Annotated in this window: 24 protein-coding genes and 3 pseudogenes; 16 read left to right on the top strand and 11 right to left on the bottom strand. The window is 33.8% G+C overall.

Annotated elements, in window-relative coordinates; translation table 11 throughout:
- From HRU49_RS10055 to HRU49_RS10030, 6 genes and pseudogenes are all read right to left on the bottom strand, one after another.
- A pseudogene (locus HRU49_RS10055) lies at positions 1-320 on the bottom strand (tryptophan synthase subunit beta); the annotation flags it as partial.
- Positions 304-918: a phosphoribosylanthranilate isomerase gene (locus HRU49_RS10050; protein WP_296356737.1), complete on the bottom strand. Its 615-nt coding sequence runs from the start codon at positions 916-918 to the stop codon at positions 304-306. The gene HRU49_RS10050 and the pseudogene HRU49_RS10055, both read right to left, overlap by 17 nt.
- The gene (gene trpC / locus HRU49_RS10045) at positions 915-1,700 is read right to left on the bottom strand and encodes an indole-3-glycerol phosphate synthase TrpC (protein ID WP_296356735.1); all 786 of its coding nucleotides are present in this window, start codon (positions 1,698-1,700) and stop codon (positions 915-917) included. Before trpC ends, HRU49_RS10050 begins: the two co-directional genes overlap by 4 nt.
- Entirely contained in the window at positions 1,697-2,689 is a 993-nt protein-coding gene (gene trpD, locus HRU49_RS10040; protein ID WP_296356733.1) for an anthranilate phosphoribosyltransferase, read from the bottom strand. Before trpD ends, trpC begins: the two co-directional genes overlap by 4 nt.
- 2 nt (positions 2,690-2,691) lie before the next feature.
- A complete protein-coding gene (locus tag HRU49_RS10035) occupies positions 2,692-3,258 on the bottom strand; it encodes an aminodeoxychorismate/anthranilate synthase component II (protein ID WP_296356732.1) in 567 nt (188 codons plus the stop codon).
- Between the two features lies 1 nt (position 3,259).
- A complete protein-coding gene (locus HRU49_RS10030) occupies positions 3,260-4,660 on the bottom strand; it encodes an anthranilate synthase component I family protein (RefSeq protein ID WP_296356730.1) in 1,401 nt (466 codons plus the stop codon).
- Between the two features lie 228 nt (positions 4,661-4,888).
- Between HRU49_RS10030 and HRU49_RS10025 the strand changes: the two genes are divergently transcribed.
- The 5 genes from HRU49_RS10025 (at position 4,889) to HRU49_RS10005 (ending at position 9,003) form a co-directional block, all read left to right on the top strand.
- Positions 4,889-5,431 carry a TlpA disulfide reductase family protein gene (locus HRU49_RS10025; protein WP_296356727.1) on the top strand — a complete coding sequence of 181 codons (543 nt, stop codon included), beginning with the start codon at positions 4,889-4,891 and terminating at the stop codon, positions 5,429-5,431.
- 6 nt (positions 5,432-5,437) lie between these two features.
- The gene (locus tag HRU49_RS10020; RefSeq protein WP_296356726.1) at positions 5,438-6,049 is read left to right on the top strand and encodes a thioredoxin family protein; all 612 of its coding nucleotides are present in this window, start codon (positions 5,438-5,440) and stop codon (positions 6,047-6,049) included.
- A gap of 102 nt (positions 6,050-6,151) precedes the next feature.
- Positions 6,152-6,466 (top strand): rhodanese-like domain-containing protein, encoded by a 315-nt coding sequence (locus HRU49_RS10015; protein ID WP_296356724.1) that lies wholly within the window; start codon positions 6,152-6,154, stop codon positions 6,464-6,466.
- 18 nt (positions 6,467-6,484) lie between these two features.
- Positions 6,485-6,898: a rhodanese-like domain-containing protein gene (locus HRU49_RS10010; RefSeq protein ID WP_296356723.1), complete on the top strand. Its 414-nt coding sequence runs from the start codon at positions 6,485-6,487 to the stop codon at positions 6,896-6,898.
- 137 nt (positions 6,899-7,035) lie between these two features.
- The gene (locus HRU49_RS10005; protein ID WP_296356720.1) at positions 7,036-9,003 is read left to right on the top strand and encodes a cytochrome c biogenesis protein CcdA; all 1,968 of its coding nucleotides are present in this window, start codon (positions 7,036-7,038) and stop codon (positions 9,001-9,003) included.
- Here HRU49_RS10005 and HRU49_RS10000 read toward each other — a convergent pair.
- Genes HRU49_RS10000 through msrB form a run of 4 tightly spaced genes read right to left on the bottom strand, consistent with a single transcriptional unit; the run spans position 9,000 to position 10,960 of the window.
- Complete coding sequence (locus HRU49_RS10000) at positions 9,000-9,728, bottom strand: nitroreductase family protein (protein WP_296356717.1); 729 nt, start codon at positions 9,726-9,728, stop codon at positions 9,000-9,002. The two genes, HRU49_RS10005 and HRU49_RS10000, sit on opposite strands and share 4 nt — an antisense overlap.
- A gap of 2 nt (positions 9,729-9,730) precedes the next feature.
- Positions 9,731-9,973, bottom strand: coding sequence for a hypothetical protein (locus HRU49_RS09995; RefSeq protein ID WP_296356715.1), 243 nt, complete (start codon positions 9,971-9,973; stop codon positions 9,731-9,733).
- Positions 9,963-10,508, bottom strand: a complete 546-nt coding sequence (msrA, locus tag HRU49_RS09990; RefSeq protein WP_296356713.1) for a peptide-methionine (S)-S-oxide reductase MsrA — start codon at positions 10,506-10,508, stop codon at positions 9,963-9,965. The genes HRU49_RS09995 and msrA overlap by 11 nt, the downstream gene beginning before the upstream one ends.
- On the bottom strand, positions 10,508-10,960 hold the full coding sequence (gene msrB, locus HRU49_RS09985) for a peptide-methionine (R)-S-oxide reductase MsrB (RefSeq protein ID WP_296356711.1): 453 nt from the start codon (positions 10,958-10,960) through the stop codon (positions 10,508-10,510). Before msrB ends, msrA begins: the two co-directional genes overlap by 1 nt.
- Before the next feature lie 361 nt (positions 10,961-11,321).
- Between msrB and HRU49_RS09980 the strand changes: the two genes are divergently transcribed.
- The 10 genes and pseudogenes from HRU49_RS09980 to HRU49_RS14745 all read left to right on the top strand — a co-directional run.
- Positions 11,322-12,206 (top strand): AraC family transcriptional regulator, encoded by an 885-nt coding sequence (locus HRU49_RS09980; protein WP_296356708.1) that lies wholly within the window; start codon positions 11,322-11,324, stop codon positions 12,204-12,206.
- 91 nt (positions 12,207-12,297) lie between these two features.
- Positions 12,298-12,699, top strand: coding sequence for a DUF5367 family protein (locus HRU49_RS09975; protein WP_296356706.1), 402 nt, complete (start codon positions 12,298-12,300; stop codon positions 12,697-12,699).
- 4 nt (positions 12,700-12,703) lie between these two features.
- Positions 12,704-13,207, top strand: coding sequence for a DUF1772 domain-containing protein (locus HRU49_RS09970; RefSeq protein WP_296356704.1), 504 nt, complete (start codon positions 12,704-12,706; stop codon positions 13,205-13,207).
- A 5-nt stretch (positions 13,208-13,212) separates the two neighbouring features.
- Complete coding sequence (locus HRU49_RS09965) at positions 13,213-14,055, top strand: NmrA family NAD(P)-binding protein (RefSeq protein WP_296356702.1); 843 nt, start codon at positions 13,213-13,215, stop codon at positions 14,053-14,055.
- A gap of 340 nt (positions 14,056-14,395) precedes the next feature.
- Positions 14,396-16,723 (top strand): patatin-like phospholipase family protein, encoded by a 2,328-nt coding sequence (locus HRU49_RS09960; protein ID WP_296356700.1) that lies wholly within the window; start codon positions 14,396-14,398, stop codon positions 16,721-16,723.
- Positions 16,724-16,738: 15 nt separating this feature from the next.
- Positions 16,739-16,918, top strand: coding sequence for a hypothetical protein (locus HRU49_RS09955; RefSeq protein ID WP_296356698.1), 180 nt, complete (start codon positions 16,739-16,741; stop codon positions 16,916-16,918).
- Positions 16,919-17,522: 604 nt separating this feature from the next.
- A complete protein-coding gene (locus HRU49_RS09950) occupies positions 17,523-18,641 on the top strand; it encodes an adenylate/guanylate cyclase domain-containing protein (protein ID WP_296356696.1) in 1,119 nt (372 codons plus the stop codon).
- Positions 18,642-19,126: 485 nt separating this feature from the next.
- Positions 19,127-20,113 carry a PliI family lysozyme inhibitor of I-type lysozyme gene (locus HRU49_RS09945; RefSeq protein ID WP_296356694.1) on the top strand — a complete coding sequence of 329 codons (987 nt, stop codon included), beginning with the start codon at positions 19,127-19,129 and terminating at the stop codon, positions 20,111-20,113.
- A gap of 465 nt (positions 20,114-20,578) precedes the next feature.
- Positions 20,579-20,731 carry a DUF5993 family protein gene (locus HRU49_RS14750; RefSeq protein ID WP_363146623.1) on the top strand — a complete coding sequence of 51 codons (153 nt, stop codon included), beginning with the start codon at positions 20,579-20,581 and terminating at the stop codon, positions 20,729-20,731.
- Position 20,732: 1 nt separating this feature from the next.
- A pseudogene (locus HRU49_RS14745) lies at positions 20,733-20,990 on the top strand (disulfide bond formation protein B); the annotation flags it as partial.
- A gap of 29 nt (positions 20,991-21,019) precedes the next feature.
- Here HRU49_RS14745 and HRU49_RS09940 read toward each other — a convergent pair.
- Positions 21,020-21,178 carry a hypothetical protein gene (locus HRU49_RS09940; RefSeq protein WP_296356692.1) on the bottom strand — a complete coding sequence of 53 codons (159 nt, stop codon included), beginning with the start codon at positions 21,176-21,178 and terminating at the stop codon, positions 21,020-21,022.
- Positions 21,179-21,287: 109 nt separating this feature from the next.
- Between HRU49_RS09940 and HRU49_RS09935 the strand changes: the two are divergent.
- A pseudogene (locus HRU49_RS09935) lies at positions 21,288-23,117 on the top strand (hypothetical protein); the annotation flags it as partial.

Genomic DNA, 23,117 nt, shown 5'->3' with positions numbered 1-23,117 from the left:
CTGTTCTTACCAAGGCGCTTAGCCATTAATATTTGGCCTATGGTGTTGTTGACTTTATGGGCGCCTGTATGGTTAAGATCTTCACGTTTTAAATAGACCTTAGTAGTGTATTTTTCAGATAGACGTTTTGCAAAGTAGAGTGGAGAAGGGCGTCCAACGTAATCTCTAAGTAATTGGTCAAATTCTTTTTGGAAGGACGGTTCGGCCATTATTTTTAAATAATTCTGGCGTAACTCTTCAACATTTGGATAGAGCATTTCAGGAATAAACGCCCCTCCAAACTCACCATAATAGCCTTTGTTGTTAATGTTGTAACTCATGTTTAAATTTTTCTAATTCATCAATATCTTTTAATCCAGGTTTAATCTCAAATCTGCTATTGACATCAACAGCATAACAATAGTTGGAGGCAGAACAGTCTTTAAATGCTTTTAATTGTTCTAATTCATCAAGTCCAATACCTCCACTCAAAATATAAGGTTTGGTTGAAGGGTAGTCTTTTAAAACATTCCAATTAAAAGTGTAGCCATTACCACCTGGTGATTTTCCTTTAGTATCAAACAGGAAGTAATCAATAACGTCTTCGTAAGGCTGTAGAACTCTAAAGTCAAATTCGTCTTTAATAGAAAATACTTTTATAATATCTTTTCCTGTTGACTTTAACAATCGACATACTTCAGGTGTTTCATGACCATGTAGTTGAATAGCATCTAAATCATGCACTTCAATTTTTCCCACAATCATTTCTACCTTTTCATCAACAAAAACACCAACCTTTTTTATCGTTTTTGATAGTTCTGGAATTTTACCTTCAAAATCTCTAGGGGAATTTCTATAAAATATAAAGCCTAAGAAGTCTGGCTGCAACTGTGCTACTTCATTAATATTATATTTCATTCCGCAGACTTTTAACTTCATGATTCTAGCGTCTTTATAAATGCTGATGCACTCAGCCCTGGATTATCTGTTTTCATGAAATTCTCACCAATAAGAAATCCTTTATAACCATAGGGCTGCAAATCTTTAATAGCGTCTATAGAACTAATACCGCTTTCTGATACTTTTACAAAGTCGCTAGGAATAAGTTCGCTTAAATGCTTAGATGTGTTTAAACTGACTTCAAAAGTCTTTAGATTTCTATTATTTACTCCTAACATATCTAAAGAAGGCATCAGAGATTTAAATAACTCTTCTTCATTATGAACTTCGAGTAAAACATCTAGGTCAAGGTCTTTAGCTAGTTTTGAAAATTGTTTTATTTCGTCTCTAGTTAAAATTGCAGCAATGAGTAAAATAACATCTGCACCAAAAGCTTTAGCTTCTATAATTTGATAAGGATCAATTATAAATTCTTTACGTAACAAAGGCAGATTGCAGCTGGCACGCGCTGTAATTAAATCATCCAAAGCTCCACCGAAGTATTTTCCGTCCGTTAAAACCGACATGCCACATACTCCTGCATTTTCATAGCCTTGAGCGATATCGGCTACATTTAAACTTTGGTTAATAATTGCCTTTGAAGGTGAACGACGCTTGTGCTCAGCAATAATACCGGATGAACTTTGTCTAAGCGCCGTGGCTAATGAAACGGTTTCTCTTGCAAACAAAACAGAAGCCTCCAATTGTGAGATTGGAATTAGAGATTTTCTTAAATCTACGTCTTTGCGCTTATCAAGTACTATTTTATCTAGAATATTCATTTACTTAATTCAATTAATTGACTTAATGATTTACTTGCTTTTCCGCTAAAAAGTGAATCTTTTGCTAATTCAAATCCTTCTTGATGTGATATGTTTTTTACAGTTGCAATTGCCAATCCTGCGTTAGCACATACCACATTATTTTGTGCTTCAGTGCCGTCACCACTTATTATTTTAATAAATAATTGCGCTGCCTGTTGCACAGTATGGCCACCAAATATGTCTTTATGGTTAACTTTATTTAGTCCTAAATCTTCTGGTCCAAACAAAGTCTCAGTAGCATTGGAAATAACTTTCGTTTTACCCGTAAGAGAAATTTCATCATAGCCATCAAGCGCATGTACTACAGCATAATTTTTATTGGTTTCTTCATACAAATATCCATAAAGGCGCAGCAGTTCTAAATTAAATACACCAACCATCTGATTTTTAGGAAATGCAGGATTTACCATTGGTCCAAGCATATTAAAGAAGGTTTTTACACCTAATTCTTTTCGAATCGGTGCTACATTTTTCATAGCTGGGTGAAATAAGGGTGCATGCAAAACACAAATACCTGCTGCGTCAATGCTACGCTTTAAAAAGTCCATATCATTTGTAAACTTAATACCTAAATGCTCCATAACATTTGATGATCCGCATGCCGATGAGACCCCGTAATTACCATGTTTGGTAACATTAACGCCAGCACCTGCAGTAACAAATGACGACAAGGTTGAAATGTTAAAGGTGTCTTTCCCGTCTCCGCCTGTACCACACAAATCAATAGTGTTGTAGTCTTTCAAATCTACCGGAATGCATAATTCAAGAAGCGCGTCTCTGAATCCTCTGAGCTCATCAATAGTTATACTTCGCATCATGTAGACCGTTAAAAATGAGGCAATTTGACTTTGATTATATTTACCCTTAGAAATATTAATTAATACGTTTTGGGCTTCTTTGCTCGAAATAGATTCTTGATTAATAAGTCTGTTAAGTAGTTCTTTCATAATTAAGAATTTACCCAGTTTTTAAGTATTGTTTTTCCATTTGGAGTTAAAACAGATTCAGGATGATATTGCACTCCTTTTACGTCATAAACCTTGTGGCGCAAGGACATTATTTGTCCGTTTTCATCAAAAGAAGTCGCCTCTAAACTATCAGGTAAATTATGACTTACAACCCATGAATGATAGCGCCCAACTTCAAAGGTTTTATCTAACCCATTAAAAAGTAGCTCGTCGTCAACAGATTGGGTTACATGAGTTGCTACGCCGTGATATACATGATCTAAGTTTTCTAATGACCCGCCAAAAACTTCTCCGATAGCTTGTTGTCCTAGACATACCCCTAAGATACTTTTTGTTGGGGCATAGGTTTCTATAATTTCCTTAAGTAATCCTGCTTCATCAGGAATGCCTGGACCTGGTGATAATACGATTTTTTCAAAGGCCTCCACTTCCTCAACTAAGAGCTTATCATTACGTTTTACTGTGACTTCGCAATCCAAGTCCTCTAAGTAATGAACTAAATTGTAGGTAAAACTGTCGTAATTATCAATGACTAATATCTTTTTCATCTTATATCTCTTTAGCTTGTTCAATGGCATTGGTTAATGCACCAAGCTTATTATACACTTCTTGTAATTCATTATTGGCATTAGACTTGGCAACAAGTCCAGCACCAGCCTGCCAATGCAGTTTGTGATTTTTACTTAAAAAAGTTCTAATCATTATGGCATGATTAAAATTGCCTTCAAAATCCATAAAACCAATAGCACCGCCATAGTAAGATCGACTCGTTTTTTCATAGCGCTCAATCAATTGCATTGCCATGTGTTTTGGTGCACCGCTTAAGGTTCCTGCAGGAAATGTGTCGGCAACTACTTGCATTGTATCCGTGTTTTTATGTTTAATTCCAGTTACTTTACTCACAAGATGGATCACATGAGAAAAGAACTGAACTTCTCTGTAGTTTTCAACCGTTACACTATGGCTATGTCGACTTAAGTCGTTTCTAGCTAGGTCAACCAGCATAACATGTTCACTATTTTCTTTATCATCACTAATGAGCTGTTCAGCTAATTCTGCGTCTTTAAGGTCGTTACCTGTTCTTTTGAACGTTCCGGCAATAGGATGGATTTCTGCTTTATTATCACTAACCACCAATTGCGCTTCTGGAGAACTTCCAAAAATTTTAAAGTTGCCGTAATCAAAGTAGAATAGATAAGGAGAGGGGTTAATACTTCTTAATGCACGATAGACGTTAAATTCATCACCACTAAATTCTTGCGAAAACTGCTTGGATAAGACCAATTGAAAAACATCGCCTCTGGCACAGTGCTTTTTGGCAAATTCAACATGTTCTTTATATTCTTCATCGGTCAGATTAGATTGTCGCTTTCCTTTAGTATTAAAGTTATATGACGCGTATTGTCGTGTTTGGATTAATTGAAGAATATCATCAATGTTATTTTCAGTATCAAAACAGTGCGCAAATATGTAGGCTTCATTTTTAAAGTGATTGATTGCAATGATATTTTGGTAAACCGCATAATATATTTCTGGAATATCTATTGAATCTGGTTTCTGAGAGATTTCGATATCTTCAAAGTATTTAACAGCGTCATAAGCAGTGTAGCCGAAAATTCCGTTGTTTATAAACTTGAATTTATTGTTGGAGTCTACTTTAAATCTCTGGGTAAACTTATGTATCTCATCTACTACACCTACCGTATCGACATAATTATTTTTAGAGCTGCCGTCAGGATATGACTGAGAGATAATACCATCCTTTACATTGATTGAAGCAATCGGGTTACAACAGATGTAAGAGAAACTATTGTCATTGGCATGATAATCACTACTCTCTAATAGAATGCTATTTGGGAACTTGTCCCGAATTTTAAGATATATACTTACAGGTGTAATCGTGTCAGCAAGTATTTTTTTATAATGTGTGTATAAGCTAAATGTTTTCATTCATATTGAATTAAAAAAAGGCTTGTCGTGAATGACAAGCCTTTTTTATATTTTGTATACCAAGGTTTATTTCACGAACTTACGTTTGAGAAATTCCACCACCAAGTATGATTTGATTTTAAATTCATTTAAGTCAAAGATAAAAATGAATATTTGTAAAGTCAAACATTTAATTTAATTTTTTGTTAATTATTTAAAAGACAGAATTTGGATTAATAACTTTAACGCATGAAGCGTATAGTTTTACTAGTGTTATTGGTCGTTTTAGCCTGCAAAGAACAAGTGAAGACGGAAATTGTGCCTTTAACTCAAATTGTTGACAAGGAAGAAAAGAAAGCAATTGATGCTTATGATATTAGTCTTGAAATATATGATTATGACGGTTTAGAGCCTCTCATTAATAAGGTCGATGAAAAGATTCACGTTGTTAATTTCTGGGCGACATGGTGTGCTCCATGTGTGAAAGAATTGCCTTATTTTGAAGAGATTAATGCAAACTACAACGACCGTGTTGAGGTGCTATTAGTAAGTTTGGATTTTCCTAGAAATTATGATTCTAAACTCAAACCATTTATGAAAAAACATAATTTAAAGTCTAAGGTTATTGCTTTTGATGATATTGATCAAAACAGATGGATACCTGCCATTAATAAAAATTGGACTGGAGCGTTACCTGCAACTATCATTTACAATCAAAATAAACGTCAATTTTATGAACAATCCTTCACTAAAGAAGAATTAGAAATCGAACTGAAATCATTTTTTAAATAATAACATATGAAAACTATAAGAACATTAGCAGTTACTGTGTTAGCCATTACACTTTCTGCATTTACATTTAAAACAGTAGACAAGGGATACAGTATTGGAGATATTGCAACAGATTTCAGTCTGGAAAATATTGACGGAAAAATGGTATCTCTGGCAGATTTTAAAGACGCAAAAGGATTTATTGTAACATTTACATGTAATACCTGTCCATATGCTGTAGCATATGAAGATAGAATTGAGGCCTTAAATAAGAAATATGCTAAAAAAGGCTATCCTGTAATTGCTATTATGCCAAATAACACTGAGGTTAAGCCAGGAGATAACTTGGCAGCCATGAAGGCTAGGGCAAAAGCTAAAGGATTTACTTTTCCTTATTTAATGGATAAGGGCCAAGAGATTTATCCTCAATATGGTGCCACTAAAACACCGCATATTTATATTTTAGAAAAAACTAAAAAAGGAAATGTTGTGAAGTACATAGGTGCTATCGATGATAATTATAAAGATCCTGAAGCGGTTAAAGAAAGATATGTTGAAGATGCGGTGGATGCATTGCTAGCAGGTAAAGAAATTAAGACGACAGAAACTCGAGCTATTGGTTGCTCAATTAAGGTTTAAATCATTTTAACGATAAATAATTGATCCGAAGTGTAACACTTCGGATTTTTTTACGTCTATTTCATAAAGAAATGTTAATTTTGTTTAAGTTAAAAGGCAATTATGGCTGATTTATCCCAAAAAGATTGGACAAAACAACTGCAAGAAGACAATAATTCTGTCATTTTAGATGTTAGAACATTAGAAGAAGTAGAGCTTGGAGTAATTCCAAATTCAATTCACATTGATATTTATAAGGGACAGGGCTTTGTTGATGAAATTAATCAACTAGATAAAACAAAAAATTATTACGTGTATTGTAAGTCTGGTGGGCGGAGTGCTCAGGCATGTGCCGTAATGAATCAATTGGGTTTTGATAATGCTTTCAATCTTACAGGTGGTTTTAGTGAATGGCAAGGTGAGATTTCTTACTTATAATTTAAATATCGTTTTATTATGAAAAAAGTATATGTAGTATTTAGTCTTTTATTGGTGATGACTATGGTATTAACGAGTTGTTTAGATACAAAAGATGCGACAACAGATGTAAAATTAGTAACAGCAGAAGAAATGCAATCTATTTTGGAACTAGAGGATGTTCAACTTGTTGATGTGCGATCCTCACAAGAATATGAAGAAGAACATATTGTTAATTCCCAGAATATTGATTTCTCATCACCGACCTTTGATGACGATATCGCTAAGCTAGATAAAGGTAAACCTGTAATTTTATACTGTAAAGGTGGAGGGCGAAGTGCAAAATGCGCTAAAAAACTAAAAGAGGCCGGTTTTGAAAAAGTGTACGATCTCGAAGGAGGTATCTCCAAGTGGAAGCATTCCGATAAGATAAAGATAGAAGTAAAATCTTAAAAAGATAACCGAGCTCTAGCCTCGGTTTTTTTGTGAATATACTTGATTATTTTTATTCTTAAGGTTTTTATAAATTAGACGACTTTAAAGAAATAATAAAAGCACAACAATTACATTTGTGTTTTAATGTTTTATCTATGACTATTAAAAAAGTATTGCTGTTTAGCCTATTGGTTTTTTGTTTTTCCTTGTATTCTTTTTCTCAAATTTTAGAACCCGTAAAATGGGAATCTGACGTTGAAAAGCTGTCTGACACAGAATTCAATATAACTTTTAAAGCAACCATAGATAAAGGATGGTACATATATTCTCAGCATAAAATAGATGAGGATGGTTTTGCTCCAATTACTTATTTCGAATTTAATGGTCTAGAGAATAATTATGAATTAAAAGGTGAGACATCTGAGCCAACCGTAGCACCTGTTTATGATAAGATCTTTGAAGAAGACGTTGTGAAGTTTAAAAATGAAGCTGTTTTTAAACAAACTATAAGTCTTATTAACCCAAGTTTAAAGCAAATCGAGGTATATGTTGAGTATCAAACTTGTGATAATTCTAAATGTATTCCTGGTGATTACACATTCAATCTATCTCTAGACGGATCTGTAATTGAGAAAGAGGCAATTGAGATTGATGACCGTAGTAAGCAACTTTCAGAAGCACTAGATCTTAGGGTTACGGGTTGGGAAAAGTTCGAAGATCAGTCCGCAGAAGGTAAGAGTTATATTGGCATCTTTTTACTTGGCTTTCTCGGAGGTTTAATCGCATTGTTAACACCTTGTGTGTTTCCAATGATACCGTTAACCGTTTCGTTTTTTACAAAAAGTTCAGGAGACTCTAAAAAAGGACTCTTTAATTCAATTTTGTATGGGCTCTTTATCTTTATGATCTATGTGTTATTAAGCATCCCTTTCCATGTTATAGATTCATTAGATTCAGGCATTCTAAATACCATATCTACTAATGTCACCTTAAACATCATTTTCTTTATTGTATTTGTGGTATTTTCATTTTCGTTCTTCGGATATTTTGAGTTGACACTTCCTCAATCTTGGAGTGCTGCAATGGATAATAAAGCCAATAAAATTGGTGGAGTTATTGGTGTCTTTTTTATGGCGCTGACTTTAGCAATTGTCTCCTTTTCTTGCACAGGGCCAATTCTTGGTGGATTATTAGGAAGTACAATGGCATCAGATGCTAGTGCTATGCAATTAAGTATGGGAATGGGTGGTTTTGGACTTGCTCTCGCTTTACCCTTTACGTTATTTGCCATGTTTCCTAAATGGTTAAATTCATTACCTAAATCTGGTGGTTGGTTAAATACAGTAAAGGTGGTATTAGGATTTGTTGAGTTAGCCTTGGCTCTTAAATTTTTATCCAATGCAGATTTAGTAGAGCATTGGGGCTTTCTTAAACGTGAAATTTTTATTGGAATTTGGATGTTATTAGGTATAGGTTTAATTCTGTATTTATTCGGAAAAATCAAATTTCCTCATGATGGTCCTCTATTAAAGCTAGGCAAAGGAAGAATTACAACAGGTATCTTAGTTATTGCTTTCGTGATTTATTTGATTCCGGGATTAACCAATACAAAATGGGCTAATCTTAAATTGCTAAGTGGTTTTCCACCACCGTTGAGCTATAGTCTGTATGATAAAGTTGAAGAACTTACCATTACCAAATCTTTTGATGAAGGATTAGCCATGGCGAAGTCATTAAACAAGCCCATTATGATTGACTTTACAGGTTGGGCATGTGTTAACTGTAGAAAAATGGAGGAGCAGGTTTGGACAGAAGATAATGTTAAGGACATTCTGGTTAATGATTATGTGATTATTTCACTATATGTAGATGATAGGCAAGATTTACCTGAGGATGAGCAATTTCAATATTTAAGAGCAAATGGCACAGTAAAAGATATTGAAACCATTGGCGATAAATGGGGGACGCTACAAACCATTAATTTTCAAAATAACTCACAGCCCTTTTATGTCTTATTAGACCACGACATGGGCCTTTTAAATTACCCTAAAGGCAATACTCCAGATGAAGATGAGTATTATCAATGGCTTAAGACTGGTTTAGATCATTTTAAAGCAAATTAAACTTCGTAGTATATATCTTCAAACGGGATTCTAAAACGTGGCCCATAGATGCCTTTATCATCTCTAATACCACATCCAATGACCATATTTATTTCTGAACCCCTTGGTAAGTCTAGAATTTGTTTTACTCTTAAGGTATCACTGCCTTCCATAGGGCAGGTGTCATAGCCTATAGCAGCCATACTTACCATAAAATTTTGTGCAGCTAAACCAGCACTTTTATGGGCAACAATACGCATATCGCTTCGTCGCGCTTGTCTGTAAATGGGTCTGAATAACCCAATAATCTGAAATGTAAAATATTTAATCTGTCCAAAAATACCAAGGAAGTCTGCGTAAACCGTTGGGATTAGTTTTTTATAATATTTTGTAGCCATTGCCTTGCGCTTAAGATCACGTTCACTTAAGCCTTCCTTGTCATAAACTTTGTTTAAAAATGCAATATTAGCTGCAGCGCGTTTACGCCATAAATCTTTGCGAGCAACAACCACAACTAATTGTTGTGCAGTTTTAGCTGCACTTTGGTTAAAACAAGCTGCAGTAAGTTGTTTCAGTTTAGTTTTATCAGTAACATGATAAAATTCCCAAAGTTGAAGGTTGCTACTGGTAGGTGCTAAGGATGCGTTTACTAAGCATTGCTTCACTTTTTTAGTATCGATAGCTTCGTCTTTATAAACGCGCGTAGAGCGTCTGTACGCTATAGCTTCAGAAACGGTTTTTTCCATTTTTAAAATAAGATTGAGTAGCATTTATCACCCAGCCAATAGGCGCAACCAAGCACAAATGGATAACCGATAAAAAGCCATAAATAGTCAATAATTGATAAGGTTTCGAAGACCCTGTTGCCATTTTTCGTAATTGCATTTATAAAATCATACCATGTGGCGATATTTAATTTAAGAGCAACTGCATTCGCAACAATAGCAATGATTAAAATAAAAATTCCGATGGTGTAAATTTTAAGCATCATTTAGTTTGTCTGCATGCAATTTACGAAGCTTTGCTAATTTCGGGTCAATTACAAAGCTACAATAACCATAATCAGGGTTATTCTTATAAAAATCTTGATGTTCTTGTTCAGCTTCATAAAAGGGAACTGCTTTAGAAACTTCAGTAACTATAGGGGTCTTATAATGCTTTGCTAATTTAGAAATAACTGTTTCAGCAATAACTTTTTGATCTTCATCATGATAATAGATTACTGATCTGTATTGAGTTCCTCGATCAGCACCTTGTCTATTCAGTGTTGTTGGATCATGCGTGGTCATAAATATGACTAATATATCTTCATAAGAAATCACATTAGCATCGTAGGTAATTTGAACCACTTCAGCATGACCAGTTAATCCAGAACAAACTTCTCTATAGGTTGGTCTACCTGGAACATTGCCACCAGAGTAACCAGACATCACCTTTTCAACACCTTTAACTTCTTGGAAAACTGCTTCTGTGCACCAAAAGCAACCACCTCCAACAGTAGCTATTTGTATATATTTTGTTTCCATTAGGCGACTTCCGTTTCTAGGGTCATGGATTCAGAATTAATACAATAGCGCAGTCCGCTTGGTTCTGGTCCATCAGGAAATACATGACCTAAATGTGCATCACAAGTATTGCACATCACTTCAACACGCACCATACCATATGATGTGTCCCTTTCATATTTTATGGCATTCGCTTTAATGGGTTGTGTAAAACTAGGCCAGCCTGTACCAGAACTAAATTTTATAGTCGAATCAAATAAGGGTGTGTCACAGCAAACACAATTGTATTTACCAGAATCATAAACACTGCATAAAGCACCACTATGCGGACGTTCTGTTCCTTTTTCTCTTGTAATACGGTATTGTTCAGGTGTTAATTGTGCTTTCCACTCTGCTTCGGTTTTCGCAACACGTCTATCAGGATTCGGATTCCCATTGACGGCAAAATCAATAACATTTTTCCAATTGAGCATAACTTTATTTTTTATACAAAGATAGTCGTAATAAAGGTCAAATAATAACGTATTATTTGGCTTTATAATTGAGTTCAGTCTACTGCGATTAATTCGTAACAAACGATGTGGTTGAAGCTACCAAAATTAATATGATTAATGCTGTTGATACGAAAGTGGTTATTTTTAATGCGATCTTTTTGGAAAAGATCACCTCTTCGCTTTGTGTCTTTTTCTCATATAAATTTTATGCTATTGTTTGGTTTTTTAATTCTATTTATACTGATAATTGTAAAGTGATTGTCTCAGAATTTTCAGCTGCTTAACATAACAATAAGAGCTAAACTTAAAGGATGTTAAAATCACGTTTATTATTTTTAATTTGAATAATCAAAAAATGTATCTTAGTCATGTGACAAGAGATATTATAGATATTAATGATTTTACTATCCTAGTTGAAACTGCAAATTCGGATAAGGTTATTCAGGATACTTGCTTTTTTGATGAACCAGTCATTGCAGTCGCTTTTTATGGTGCTGGAAATGTAGATTTAGAATTTGAGTATCCAACCACATCTAAACATTATAATTATACAAAGGGCTTAGCACTATCCTTTTATTCAGATGAAAAGGTCTTATGTAAGCACACTGTTTCCAAAAATAATCCTTTAGAGTGTGTTGTTATTGCTACAGCAACGCGACATTTAAATAGACTGCCAAATCAAGAGGGTGAATTGTTTTCTGAGTTATTGGAGCAACTTGTTAATCCTAAAGATCATTATGTTGAAGGTCCTAGTTTTTTTATGACTCCAGAGATGCTAAAAATCGTCAATGATATCTTTAATATGAAGTATGAAGGTAAGGCAAGAATGATGTTTTTTCGAAGTCAGATTACAGCATTACTTTCTCATTTTTTTGGTCAATTGGCTATTAACAGGTCCAAGCAGATTAAAACTAAAGATCGAACGCGTTTGGAGGAGGTTAAAGACATCCTTGCAAATAATTTAAATAATCCCCCCTCCTTAACAGAGCTATCTAAAGCTATTGGATTGAACGCAACCAAACTCAAGAAAGAATTTAAAGAAGTTTTTGGTGTGCCTGTGTTTAAGTATCTCCAAAATGAGCGTTTAATAACGGCACATGATTTAATTAGTAATAAAGAAGCGACTGTTCAGGAAGCTGCATGGCATGTAGGGTATGACAGCCTGAGTTCCTTTTCTAATGCCTTTGCTAATAAGTTTGGTTACAGACCGAGTCAGATTAGGTAGTCGTCTTTTAAAACAAATCAAAAATCTTTTCAAATAAGTTAATGCTCTTAAGTACAAATACTTTTGTCTTGTAATTAATACTTATAAAGACATGATAATAACTAGAGCAATTTTAATAGGTATAATCATTTGGGTACTGGGAGTATCTGTTTATATGATTTCGTTTTATCTACCATTACTGGAAGATAAAGAACTACAAGCCAATATCATCTTATTCATGACAGTAATTCCTTTGGTATGGTATGGAAGTGCTTTTTATTACAAAAAAGAAAAGGACACACATGGGTTTCGCATTGGTCTTATATTTTTAGCAGTTAGCGTTGTTTTAGATGCTTTGATTACGGTGCCTGTTTTTATGAAACCAAATGGTGTAACACACATAATGTTTTTTACAGATCTCGGATTTTGGGGTGTTGCTTTAGTATTCCAGATTGTAGTGGTCTTTTACTATCATCTAAGAGTCCTTAAACAATTTGTAAAACTTAAAAAATAGAACTATGGATATCTCGATACAACATATAATACATGTCATACTGGTGATATTAACAGGCCTTAGTGCAGGACTGTGTTTTACTTGGGGAAATGCCGTAACACCTGGAATAGGTAAACTTGACGATTTAGGATTTCTAATGGCATTTCAACAAATGAATCGTGTCATTTTAAACCCCACATTCTTTTTCGTTTTTATTGGACCTTTCTTTTTAGGAATTATTAATCTCTTTCTTTCTAAGAACACCAATGGGGTAGTATGGTGGTTGCTTTTGGGTTCAGTCATCTTATATGGACTTGGTGTTATTCTTGTAACTGTATTGGGTAATGTACCACTTAATGAAATGATAGACCAGTATGCATTAGAAACCTTAGATAAGAATCAATTAAAAGCGCTTAGAGAAGCCTTTGAAAACAAATGGAATAGGTTCCATGTTATCAGAATGGTAAGTGCAATCGTTTCATTTATAAGCTTACTTATAACAACAACACAAATCACAACAACAATTTAATAATTATGAAAACAGAACAATTTTTAATTACAGGCGGAACAGGCAAAACAGGGCGCAGAATAGTACAACGCTTAAACAAGTTAGGATATAAGGTTAGGATTGGATCAAGGTCTGCTGAACGGCCTTTTGATTGGAATGATCCAACTAATTGGGATGAGGTGCTCGAAGGTATTGACAAAGTTTATATTACCTATCAGCCAGATTTGGCAGTGCCAGGTGCTAAAGAAGCCATTTCGGAATTGGTTAAGCGAGCTACGACAGCTGGTGTTAGCAAAATGGTGTTATTATCAGGTAAAGGTGAACGCGAAGCTCAGCTTTGTGAGGATATTGTTATAAATTCAGGAATCGATTACACCATTATTAGAGCCAGCTGGTTTAATCAAAATTTTAGTGAAAATTTTTTGCTAGAACCTATATTAGATGGAGTAGTGGCCTTACCACAAGCTCATGTCAAAATTCCATTCGTAGATGCAGAAGACATTGCTGACGTTGCTGTTAAGGTATTGAATGATGTTACTTATAATGGTAAAATCTTTGAACTAACAGGATCTGAGACATTAACCTTTAAAGAGGCTATCTCCGTTATAGCAAATGCTACAAATAGGTCTATTTCGTTTATTCCAATGCGTTTAGAAGCTTATAGTGCTGAAATGAAAAACATGCAATTACCAGAAGATTTCATTTGGTTAATCAATTACTTATTCGATGTGGTATTGGGTAATCCAAATAATTCAATAGTAACCGAAGATATTAATTTACTCTTGGGTAGAGCTCCGAAAACGTTCAGAGAATTTGCTGAAGAATCGGCAGCGTTAGGTATATGGAATGAGCAAGAGATTACGATCTAACCAATCGCTATTTTATCAATCAAATCAAGTCCTTGCCTTTAGGTAAGGACTTCTAATCGTAAAAAAACAGGTTTAACGATCTTAAATATTCTTATCTTAAAATGACTAAATAAAATCCTAAATTAGTATTTAAGTAGGAGGTCCCTTTCATTCTAAATAGCCTCTAGTTATATAATTAGTCTAAAAGCAAAGGTACGTGCGTTTTTACATATGATCTTAAGCTTCTGCACGACATTCAAACTTAAGACTAAATTTCAAAATCATTGAAATTGCCGCAAAAGCCATCATTACTGCTTGTTTTATTCTAGTTTATTAACTTTATACGCAGTAATATCATTTTATGAGAACTTTTAAAACACTCTTATGTATACTTCTCGTTTTTTTTCTTAAAACAGAATGCGTGTATGCTCAAAATAATGATAAACCAAAAGTAGCCGTTGTATTAAGCGGTGGCGGTGCTAAAGGCATTGCACACATCCCTTTATTACAAGCTTTAGACTCTTTAAACATTGTACCTGATCTTATTGTAGGTACCAGTATGGGTAGCTTAGTCGGTGGTTTTTATGCCATGGGTTACTCAGGTGACAGTATTGCAAATATTACCCATAATGCTAAATGGGAGCAATTACTGGGAGGGAAACTATCTCTGCGAGATGTTAGTATTGAAGAAAAAAGCGAATTCGGGAGATATATTTTAGATTTTGAAATAGAAAATAAAGAGATAAAGAGTAAGGTTGCTATTCTAAATGATCAGTACCTGAGAGAATTTTTTATGCTTTATACTAATCCTGTATTTGATATACTAAATTTTGAAAACTTACCTATACCTTACAGAGCTATAGCTACTGATATTGTTAACGGAGAAGAAGTGGTATTAAGTAATGGTAGTTTAGCTCTTGCAATGCGGGCTAGTATGTCCATTCCTAGTATTTTTCAACCCGTTCCTTATCGTGATGTATTACTCGTAGATGGCGGTATTTTAAATAACTTTCCAGTAGATATTGCAAAAGAATGGGGAGCTGATATCATTATAGGAAGTGACGTTAGCGGCGGAATGCAAACAAAAGAAGAATTAGAAGGGATTACTCCTATTTTATTTCAAGCAGCAATGCTTGTGAGTAATAAAAAAAATCCTGAAAGTAGAGCCATGTGTGATATTTTAGTAGATCATTATCCACATCTCACCTATTCAACTGGAGATTTTCAGAATCACGAAGCTATATACAAAGAAGGCTTAATTGCGACAAAACTTGAGTTGGATAATTTGGTGAAATTAGCCAAGAGATTAGAAAATTATAATCAAAAAAAAATAGTATTACCCAAAAGTAAAAGTGAAATTATTTTTGACAGTATCTACTTTACAGGTATTAAACCATCGAATATTGATTTAGTAAAATCGCGTTCAAAATTAATAGAGAAAACCCCATATTCTGTTGATGAGGTTATAGATGGTCTAAATAGATCAATGGGTACCTCAATATTTAGTCAAATAGATGCTAGAATAATAAAAGACAAAAGTTATACAGGGTTAGAAGTAATGGCTAAAGAAAACTCTAATCATCTGTTAAGGACATCCTTCCACTATGACGATTATAGAGGTATAGGCTTAATTTTAAACTATACAGGAAGAAATATCTTAGGTAAATCTTCTAGGTTAGTGATAACGGGTGACATTGCAAAACAGCCAAGATTTAGAGTGCAATATCAAAAGCAATTTGGTAAAGATAAATCCTGGTGGTTGCGAAATGAAATATTTGGAGAGTTTCTTAACCAAGAAATTTATAGACAAGGTCAATATACAAGTGAACTGAACTTTGACTATTTCCAATTCAAAAATGAAATCAATAAAAATATTGTTTCGCTTAAAAGTTATGTAGGAATCGGTCTCAACTATGAACGTTTTCGTTTAAAGCCAAGAGTGAATGCAGAAATAAATGATAATTTATTTGACTTTGAAAAATATCAATTCCAAAATGCATTATTAGATGTTCACATTGTTAGTAATAATTTGAGTAATTTGTTTTTTGCAACTAAAGGATCGCTATTTAAAACGAACGTCATGAGATCTATCTATAACAATGCCACTTACCTGTCGTCAAATGGCGGAATTGCTGTAGAAGATAGAAAAACAAATAATTTCACAAAATTAATGGCGTCTTATCAAAAACGAATTCCATTTAATAGTCGTTTAGCTATCATTGTAGAGACTAGTGTGAATTTTATTTTTCAAGATAAAATAACAGCTAACCAGCTTCCTTTTGATACTTTTGGGATTGGGGCACATTACTATTTAGGTGGGTATTTACCTGGCACAAGAATAAACAATCTTGTATTTCCTGGTTTAAATGAAAATGATGTTCCAGTTACTCAAGCTATAAAAGCTCATATCAAATTACAAACAAATCCATTTCATAATATATATATATCCCCTCACTTTAATTATGCTTCTATCGGCTTTAGTAACTTTAATGAGTATATTAAAAGTGCATTTTTACCAGATGGTAATTGGTCTGAATCATTTGCGCCAAGCAGTTTAATTTCCATAGGTACAACCGTTTCATACAATTCTATTTTAGGGCCAGTTAACCTAGACATCTCTCTCTTAAATGACACGGGCAAGGTGCGAGGATATTTTGGTGCTGGTTTATTTCTTCAATTAGCAGATTAGTATTTCTAAGGCTCAATGAAACGAGTAAATATAACTCAAAAATTTAGTGATTATTTAGTTTCACCTTGTAAAAACCTAAAAGCAGACCGCTCAACGGCTCTGGTAGTTAATCAGATTGGTGAGCCATGCGTCTCAAATTATAAAAGCCTTACTAAAGAAGGAAGAGTTTACTCTCAAGGAAAAGGTACAAGATAAATGGTTAATATTGGTGGTTTTCTATGTATGATTATCGGCAATAGCTCTGTTCCTATTACGAGTATTATCAAGCTATAAACTAGCAAACCCCTAAATATAACTCGCTTTTGCAAGCAGGTAAAAAGTGGACCTGTGAGATCAATTAGACAACTTGAGGTATCAGAATTGGAAATCAAAGTTAAAATGCTTAGATATTACTGCCTAGGGAAGAAACTGTAAATGCTGTAATCTTTATGACCCGAACAATGAAATATATAGGTAAAGCAATTACTAATCCTAGAGGTTACCGCACTGACGCGCAAGAGATGTGGTTATCTGCTTATCGTCAAAATGTTTATCAAGCTCGCTGAACCTCTAAAAGATTTTATTACTTAGAAGAATGCATTGAATATTCAAAACGCGACTAATTCTATACCTCTTGGATACAATTGCTGTTGTAAGCATTAAAATAACCTCGATTTTCATAACTGTTGTACATGGATCAAATACGTCATTATATTTCAAAACATTACTAAACTATATATACCTTAAATGATTACCACATTCTTATTCTAAAATTAGTATTTTTAACATTAGATAGATATTTAATAGTTGAAAATTATCCATGAGTTTATTCACTAGCCTTAAACAAAAGTTTTCTCATTACAGCATTAAAGGGAAAATAATAACCGTTTTATGGATAACGCTAATCTGGACTTTAATACGATTGTTTAGAATTTTTGAGACCTATGCTGGCAATAAGGATTCTATAGAAATTAATAAAGTGGTAGTATTGAGTATTCTTATTATTATAGTTGCAGGTTTATTTGTTGGAGCCAGTTTAGTATTTCTATGGGAGCGTTGGCTGAGAAGAATGGCTTACTCCAAAGCCGTATTTTTTATTATGCTGTTTTACTCCTTGATGTTTTTTATTTTATTCACTTTAGAACAAGGAATGATTCAGCTGAGTAACACAAATCAAGATATGGATTTAGAGGTCCTTGCGCTTAAATTCAAAGAAGGAATTAATCTGGTTTTTTTGACGAACTATATCTATTGGCTCGTGGTTACTTTTATGACCATTTTATTTTTGTTTATTAGAGATAAGTTTGGCCCTATTACCTTCGTCAATTTTTTAAAAGGAAAATACCTCAGACCAAAACGCGAAGAACGTATTTTCATGTTTATGGATTTAAAGTCGTCTACGACTATTGCTGAACGACTGGGTGAGGAGCGCTATTTTAATTTTTTGAACGATACCTTTAGTATTGCGACTCCAGGAATATTAGCTACTAAAGGAGAAATTTACCAATATGTTGGAGATGAAATTGTAATTAGTTGGTTGACACAGAATGGTGTTAATCGAGCACATTGTATTCGCTGCTTTTACAATATGACAGCACTACTCAAGGAGAAAGCTGCGTATTTCAATAAAACATACCAAACACAGCCTGAATTTAAGGCTGGAATACATTTTGGTAATGTAATTACGGGAGAAATGGGAATCGTAAAGCGAGAAATTGTGTACTCTGGGGACGTCTTAAATACCGCATCGAGGATTCAATCACTCTGTAACGAAATGAATACAGAACTTTTAGTGTCTAAAAATTTAATGCAACGTATTGATCTGAATTTTTTAAATAAAAGGCTCAAGTCTCTAGGTAGCATCATGCTTCGGGGGAAACAAGAAAAAATAGATTTGGTAACGCTGGTAGACAATAATCAAGGGCAAACAAAGATTTAATCCTTATATATTTTTCTGAAATTACAGTGTATCTTTAGTTCATCTTATCCATATGACTATTAGGTTAGTTATTTGACTATAGCGAAAAGAAAGAATTGTCATAGCGTCATGTTTTTTAAAAAATAAATAAAAACTTTTGAAATAGGATTTATTGAAATTAGCGCCTACTAATTACTCATAATTCTTAAAATTTAATAGTCTTCGGAGTCACCGCTAATAAAATTATCTTTTAGAATATGTTTAGTTTATCTATGCCCCATTTCATGAAATAGCGATTTATGAATGCTTCCTTTTTTACTCTGCTTTATTCTATTAAAGATGACTTTGTTAAATTGAACCTAACTTATTGTCAGTAACTTAAGTATATGTCAATTTTTATTTCTGCAATTCTTATTGCAAAATTTATTATATTACTATTATAAATTTCATACTAGAAAGTACTGACAAAAGACTTTAGTTCTGAGCACTAGATTAAATATTAAATAATGAAATCTAATTTTCATAAAGTATATCTTATTTTACTTGTTCATTTTCTAGCAAGTGGTTGCAAAACTGAAACAAAAAAGGTTGAGGAAGTTTCAAAAACAGAAATTATTAAAGAATTAGATGTATTAGGTAGCTATGTTTCTGACGCTTATTCAAAGAGAAATGAGGGCTATGATTGGGTAGCCATATCGGTTACAGAAAAAGAAAGTGATCGTTTAAATATTTCAATCCGCTCACGAGCAGACAAGAAAAAGCCGACGTGTACATTTGATGCAATTGCTAAAAAAGTGGATGACAATGTTTACCAAACTCAGATTGATGGTAAATCCATCCTGTTTCAATTTGCTGATGGTCAAATCAGTATTGCTTCAGAAAAAGATGAATACGAAGGCTTACTATATTTTTATTGTTCTGGTGGTGCAAGTATTGCTGGGACATACCTAAAAATAAATGAGCCCATTGATCAAAGCCAAATTGATAAAACAAAATTTAATCGTATTCTAAATTTACAAGACGTTGGATTTAGTGTCTCTTCAATCGAGAAAGATGGCCAAAACACTCTAACAATTTTTACATTTGGTTTACAAGAGCGTGATTACAGTGAAACATTTGAGATTGATGGAGAAGAAGTTATTAATGCAGAAGTTGAAGATCTTAATTCAGACGGCTCTCCTGAACTTTTTGTTTTTACACAGTCAGTTGCACGTGGCAGTTACGGAAATGTATATGCTTTTTCCGTTAACAATAAGAAATCAATGAGTCAGGTGTATTTTCTGCCTACAGCAGAGAATAGTAAAATAAACAGAGGTTATATGGGGCAGGATAAATTTGCGCTAGTTGAAAATACTTTAGATCAACGTTTTCCAATTTATAACGAAGGGGATGCAAATACTCATCCAACTGGAGGAATAAGACAAGTTTCGTATAAACTAGTTGAAGGTGAGGCTATGAGAAAATTAGAAGTTGATAAAGTCATTGAATATTGATAACTACGGCTGATAAATTATAGAAATACCAACATAAGTATAGAATTTATGACAGTCGGAGGAGCCTCTGCTGGCGCCTTCACCACAATGGCCTTGGAAATATCATATCAAGAAGACTTTAGATATGAAATAACCATTAGTAATGCCCCATTAATTTCCTAATATAAAATTGAACCAATCTTACGAGATGAAAAGTATGATTTACTTCTGGGTTTCGAGTATAGGATTGGATGTTTTAGAGGCTGTTTATGAATTTAATTCTTATGACAGCTATAATTGGGGTATTTATTTTAATAGGTGAGACCTACTAGCTTATACTGTAATTTTTTAATAATTGCCTGTAACAAATACATGCCAATCGCATTATATTTTCTTATAGTAATAAAGTAGAAACGAAACATAACTTTTTAGATCTGCACAAGCCTAATAAAGTTTTTTTAGTACCTTTAGAAGAAAGTAAGCATTATGATATTTACATTTTTAGGATATTTATTAAGTGTTTTTTATATCATAAGAAAGAATAAAATAAAAGCTTTACTATTCTTTTACATTACAACGGCCGTAACCCTATTATTATATGCCTATCACGCAACATCAGATCTGAATCTTAATTTTTGAAATGCTCACTCGCTTTAAAATTCTCAATGCTATTTGTATAATTATTATATGTTGTATTCTTTCTGGTGCTTTTTATTTTCAATTTTATTTAAAAGAAAATCCTTGTCCCCTTTGTTTACTTCAAAGATGCAGTATGTTTGGTGTTTTGACGGGTTTAACATTCAATATTTTTTTTAGTTTTAAACCCAGTCACTTCGCTATTATTATAATATCGGCATTAACCGGATTGATCTTTGCAACACGTCAAGTACTTTTACATATATGCCCAAAGCCTGGTGAGCCTCTTGGCTATGGGTCACCAATTTTTGGAATGTATTTATATTCTTGGAGTGTTATAATTTTTTTATGTTGCATCTTTGGTGCAGCTTTATTTTTATTATTTATTTCAAAAATTAAAACCTCTGATAGCAAAATATTTAAAATAGAAAAAATTGCGATTGCTTTCACAATTACACTCCTTTTATTAAATATAATAGCCACCTTTTTTGAATGTCGTATCGGACCCTGTTGCGAAAATGGGCCGTGCCTCTAATAAGCTTAAATAAAATTATAATAAATGAAATACACTATTAATATATTACTACTATTAGTAATGATAAATGTTAAAGGTTTTAGTCAACAGTCGTCTTGGCCTTATGAAATTAGAAAGAATTCCTATGTCATAAAAGTTTACGAGCCAGAAAATGAAACTTATATCAATCATAAAGTAAAATCAAAAGCAGCAATATCAGTTCAATTACCTAATAGTGAAACACCAGTTTTTGGTATGATTTGGACAACGGCACTATTAGATGCCGATAGAGATAATAAAATGGCCAAACTACTATCTGTAGAGATTGACGAAATTCGCTTTCCAGATTCTGTTTCAGAATCCAATCAAACTCAATTACAAAATCTTCTTGAAACTGAAATACCTAAGTGGGACATTGAAGTTTCTATTCCTGACTTAGTAAACTCGTTAAAAGAAGTTAGTGCCCACGTAAATGATCTAAAAGCAGTTGCTCCAAATTTTATTTTTACCACAGAGCCTGCCGTATTAGTAATAATAGATGGTACACCAAAATTCAAAGCTATTACTAAACCCTATGAACTGCTTCAAAACTCCTCTGCATTTATTGCTAAAGATAAGTCAACACAAAATTTCTATCTGAAAGGTGGGGATTTTTGGTACAGTTCTCAAAACATTAATGGACCATGGAAATCAGGCGCTAAGGTACCTAAGAAGCTTCAAGAAATCGCCAACGAGTCTGTTACGGAAAATATAGAGAATAGCGAAACACCTTACGCTGGATCAGCTCCAAAAATTATTATTGGTAGTGTTGGTAGCGAATTAATTAATATTGAAGGTGAGCCTGCTTACACCCCTCTTCAAAACACAGACCTCCTATACGTGAAAAATTCCGACTCAGACCTCTTCATGGATGTTAAAACACAAAAATATTATATTCTTACTTCAGGCCGATGGTTTACTTCATCAAATATCAAGGGGCCTTGGTCTCATCTGCTATCTGATGAACTCCCAATAGACTTCAAATCTATTGACCCTGAAAGTAACAAAGGACACACATTAGCTAGTATTGCTGGCACAAAAGAAGCTAAAGATGCTATTTATGATGCCCAAATACCCCAAACAGCAGCAGTTAATAGAGCCACTACAAAAGCTTCGGATATTGAATATAATGGACAACCAGAATTTGAAAAAATTCAAGGCTTAAATTTAGAGCATGCTGTAAATACAGAGAGTTCGGTTTTTAAAGATGGTAAAAATTATTACCTCTGTGATAACGGTATTTGGTTTGTTAGTAATTCCCCTGAAGGCCCTTGGGAAGTTTCTGATAACAGACCAAAGGAGGTTAACAAAATTCCGGCATCTAACCCAAGCTACCATACTAAATACGTTTATATATATGAAACTTCTCCAACGGTGGTCTATGTGGGTTATACCCCTGGTTATGCAGGGTCCTATATATATCATAATACTGTAGTATACGGCACAGGATATTATTATAACCCTTGGTATAACGGATACTATTATCATAGGAGATATACTTATGGGTTTAATATAAGATATAACTACTGGAATGGATGGAGTTTTAGCTTTAGCTTTGGCTCACCTTTTAGCTGGTGGGGTTATAACTATTGGCATCCTGGTTGGTATAACTGGGGTCCTCATTATTACAGACCTCCATATTATCATCGTGGTCATTATTACCATCACCATTACAGACCTCCGTATCACAGAAGAGACGGGGTGAGTCCTTATAGAAGAAGAGATGTTCGGCCAAATCCTACTCCAAAGCCTATGCCAAGGCCAAATCCTACTCCAAAGCCTATGCCAAGGCCAAATCCTACTCCAAAGCCTATGCCAAGGCCAAATCCTACTCCA

Source organism: Winogradskyella sp. (genome assembly GCF_013213975.1).
Lineage (GTDB): Bacteria > Bacteroidota > Bacteroidia > Flavobacteriales > Flavobacteriaceae > Winogradskyella.
Note: the sequence above shows the minus strand (reverse complement) of the source record. Positions and strands in the feature narration are given on the sequence as shown.

What these genes read in the sequence shown, in the direction of transcription:
- HRU49_RS10050 (WP_296356737.1), bottom strand. Translation starts at nt 918, where the DNA reads ATGAAGTTAAAAGTCTGCGGAATGAAATATAATATTAATGAAGTAGCA.
- trpC (WP_296356735.1), bottom strand. Translation starts at nt 1,700, where the DNA reads ATGAATATTCTAGATAAAATAGTACTTGATAAGCGCAAAGACGTAGAT.
- trpD (WP_296356733.1), bottom strand. Translation starts at nt 2,689, where the DNA reads ATGAAAGAACTACTTAACAGACTTATTAATCAAGAATCTATTTCGAGC.
- HRU49_RS10035 (WP_296356732.1), bottom strand. Translation starts at nt 3,258, where the DNA reads ATGAAAAAGATATTAGTCATTGATAATTACGACAGTTTTACCTACAAT.
- HRU49_RS10030 (WP_296356730.1), bottom strand. Translation starts at nt 4,660, where the DNA reads ATGAAAACATTTAGCTTATACACACATTATAAAAAAATACTTGCTGAC.
- HRU49_RS10025 (WP_296356727.1), top strand. Translation starts at nt 4,889, where the DNA reads ATGAAGCGTATAGTTTTACTAGTGTTATTGGTCGTTTTAGCCTGCAAA.
- HRU49_RS10020 (WP_296356726.1), top strand. Translation starts at nt 5,438, where the DNA reads ATGAAAACTATAAGAACATTAGCAGTTACTGTGTTAGCCATTACACTT.
- HRU49_RS10015 (WP_296356724.1), top strand. Translation starts at nt 6,152, where the DNA reads ATGGCTGATTTATCCCAAAAAGATTGGACAAAACAACTGCAAGAAGAC.
- HRU49_RS10010 (WP_296356723.1), top strand. Translation starts at nt 6,485, where the DNA reads ATGAAAAAAGTATATGTAGTATTTAGTCTTTTATTGGTGATGACTATG.
- HRU49_RS10005 (WP_296356720.1), top strand. Translation starts at nt 7,036, where the DNA reads ATGACTATTAAAAAAGTATTGCTGTTTAGCCTATTGGTTTTTTGTTTT.
- HRU49_RS10000 (WP_296356717.1), bottom strand. Translation starts at nt 9,728, where the DNA reads ATGGAAAAAACCGTTTCTGAAGCTATAGCGTACAGACGCTCTACGCGC.
- HRU49_RS09995 (WP_296356715.1), bottom strand. Translation starts at nt 9,973, where the DNA reads ATGATGCTTAAAATTTACACCATCGGAATTTTTATTTTAATCATTGCT.
- msrA (WP_296356713.1), bottom strand. Translation starts at nt 10,508, where the DNA reads ATGGAAACAAAATATATACAAATAGCTACTGTTGGAGGTGGTTGCTTT.
- msrB (WP_296356711.1), bottom strand. Translation starts at nt 10,960, where the DNA reads ATGCTCAATTGGAAAAATGTTATTGATTTTGCCGTCAATGGGAATCCG.
- HRU49_RS09975 (WP_296356706.1), top strand. Translation starts at nt 12,298, where the DNA reads ATGATAATAACTAGAGCAATTTTAATAGGTATAATCATTTGGGTACTG.
- HRU49_RS09970 (WP_296356704.1), top strand. Translation starts at nt 12,704, where the DNA reads ATGGATATCTCGATACAACATATAATACATGTCATACTGGTGATATTA.
- HRU49_RS09965 (WP_296356702.1), top strand. Translation starts at nt 13,213, where the DNA reads ATGAAAACAGAACAATTTTTAATTACAGGCGGAACAGGCAAAACAGGG.
- HRU49_RS09960 (WP_296356700.1), top strand. Translation starts at nt 14,396, where the DNA reads ATGAGAACTTTTAAAACACTCTTATGTATACTTCTCGTTTTTTTTCTT.
- HRU49_RS09955 (WP_296356698.1), top strand. Translation starts at nt 16,739, where the DNA reads ATGAAACGAGTAAATATAACTCAAAAATTTAGTGATTATTTAGTTTCA.
- HRU49_RS09950 (WP_296356696.1), top strand. Translation starts at nt 17,523, where the DNA reads ATGAGTTTATTCACTAGCCTTAAACAAAAGTTTTCTCATTACAGCATT.
- HRU49_RS09945 (WP_296356694.1), top strand. Translation starts at nt 19,127, where the DNA reads ATGAAATCTAATTTTCATAAAGTATATCTTATTTTACTTGTTCATTTT.
- HRU49_RS14750 (WP_363146623.1), top strand. Translation starts at nt 20,579, where the DNA reads ATGATATTTACATTTTTAGGATATTTATTAAGTGTTTTTTATATCATA.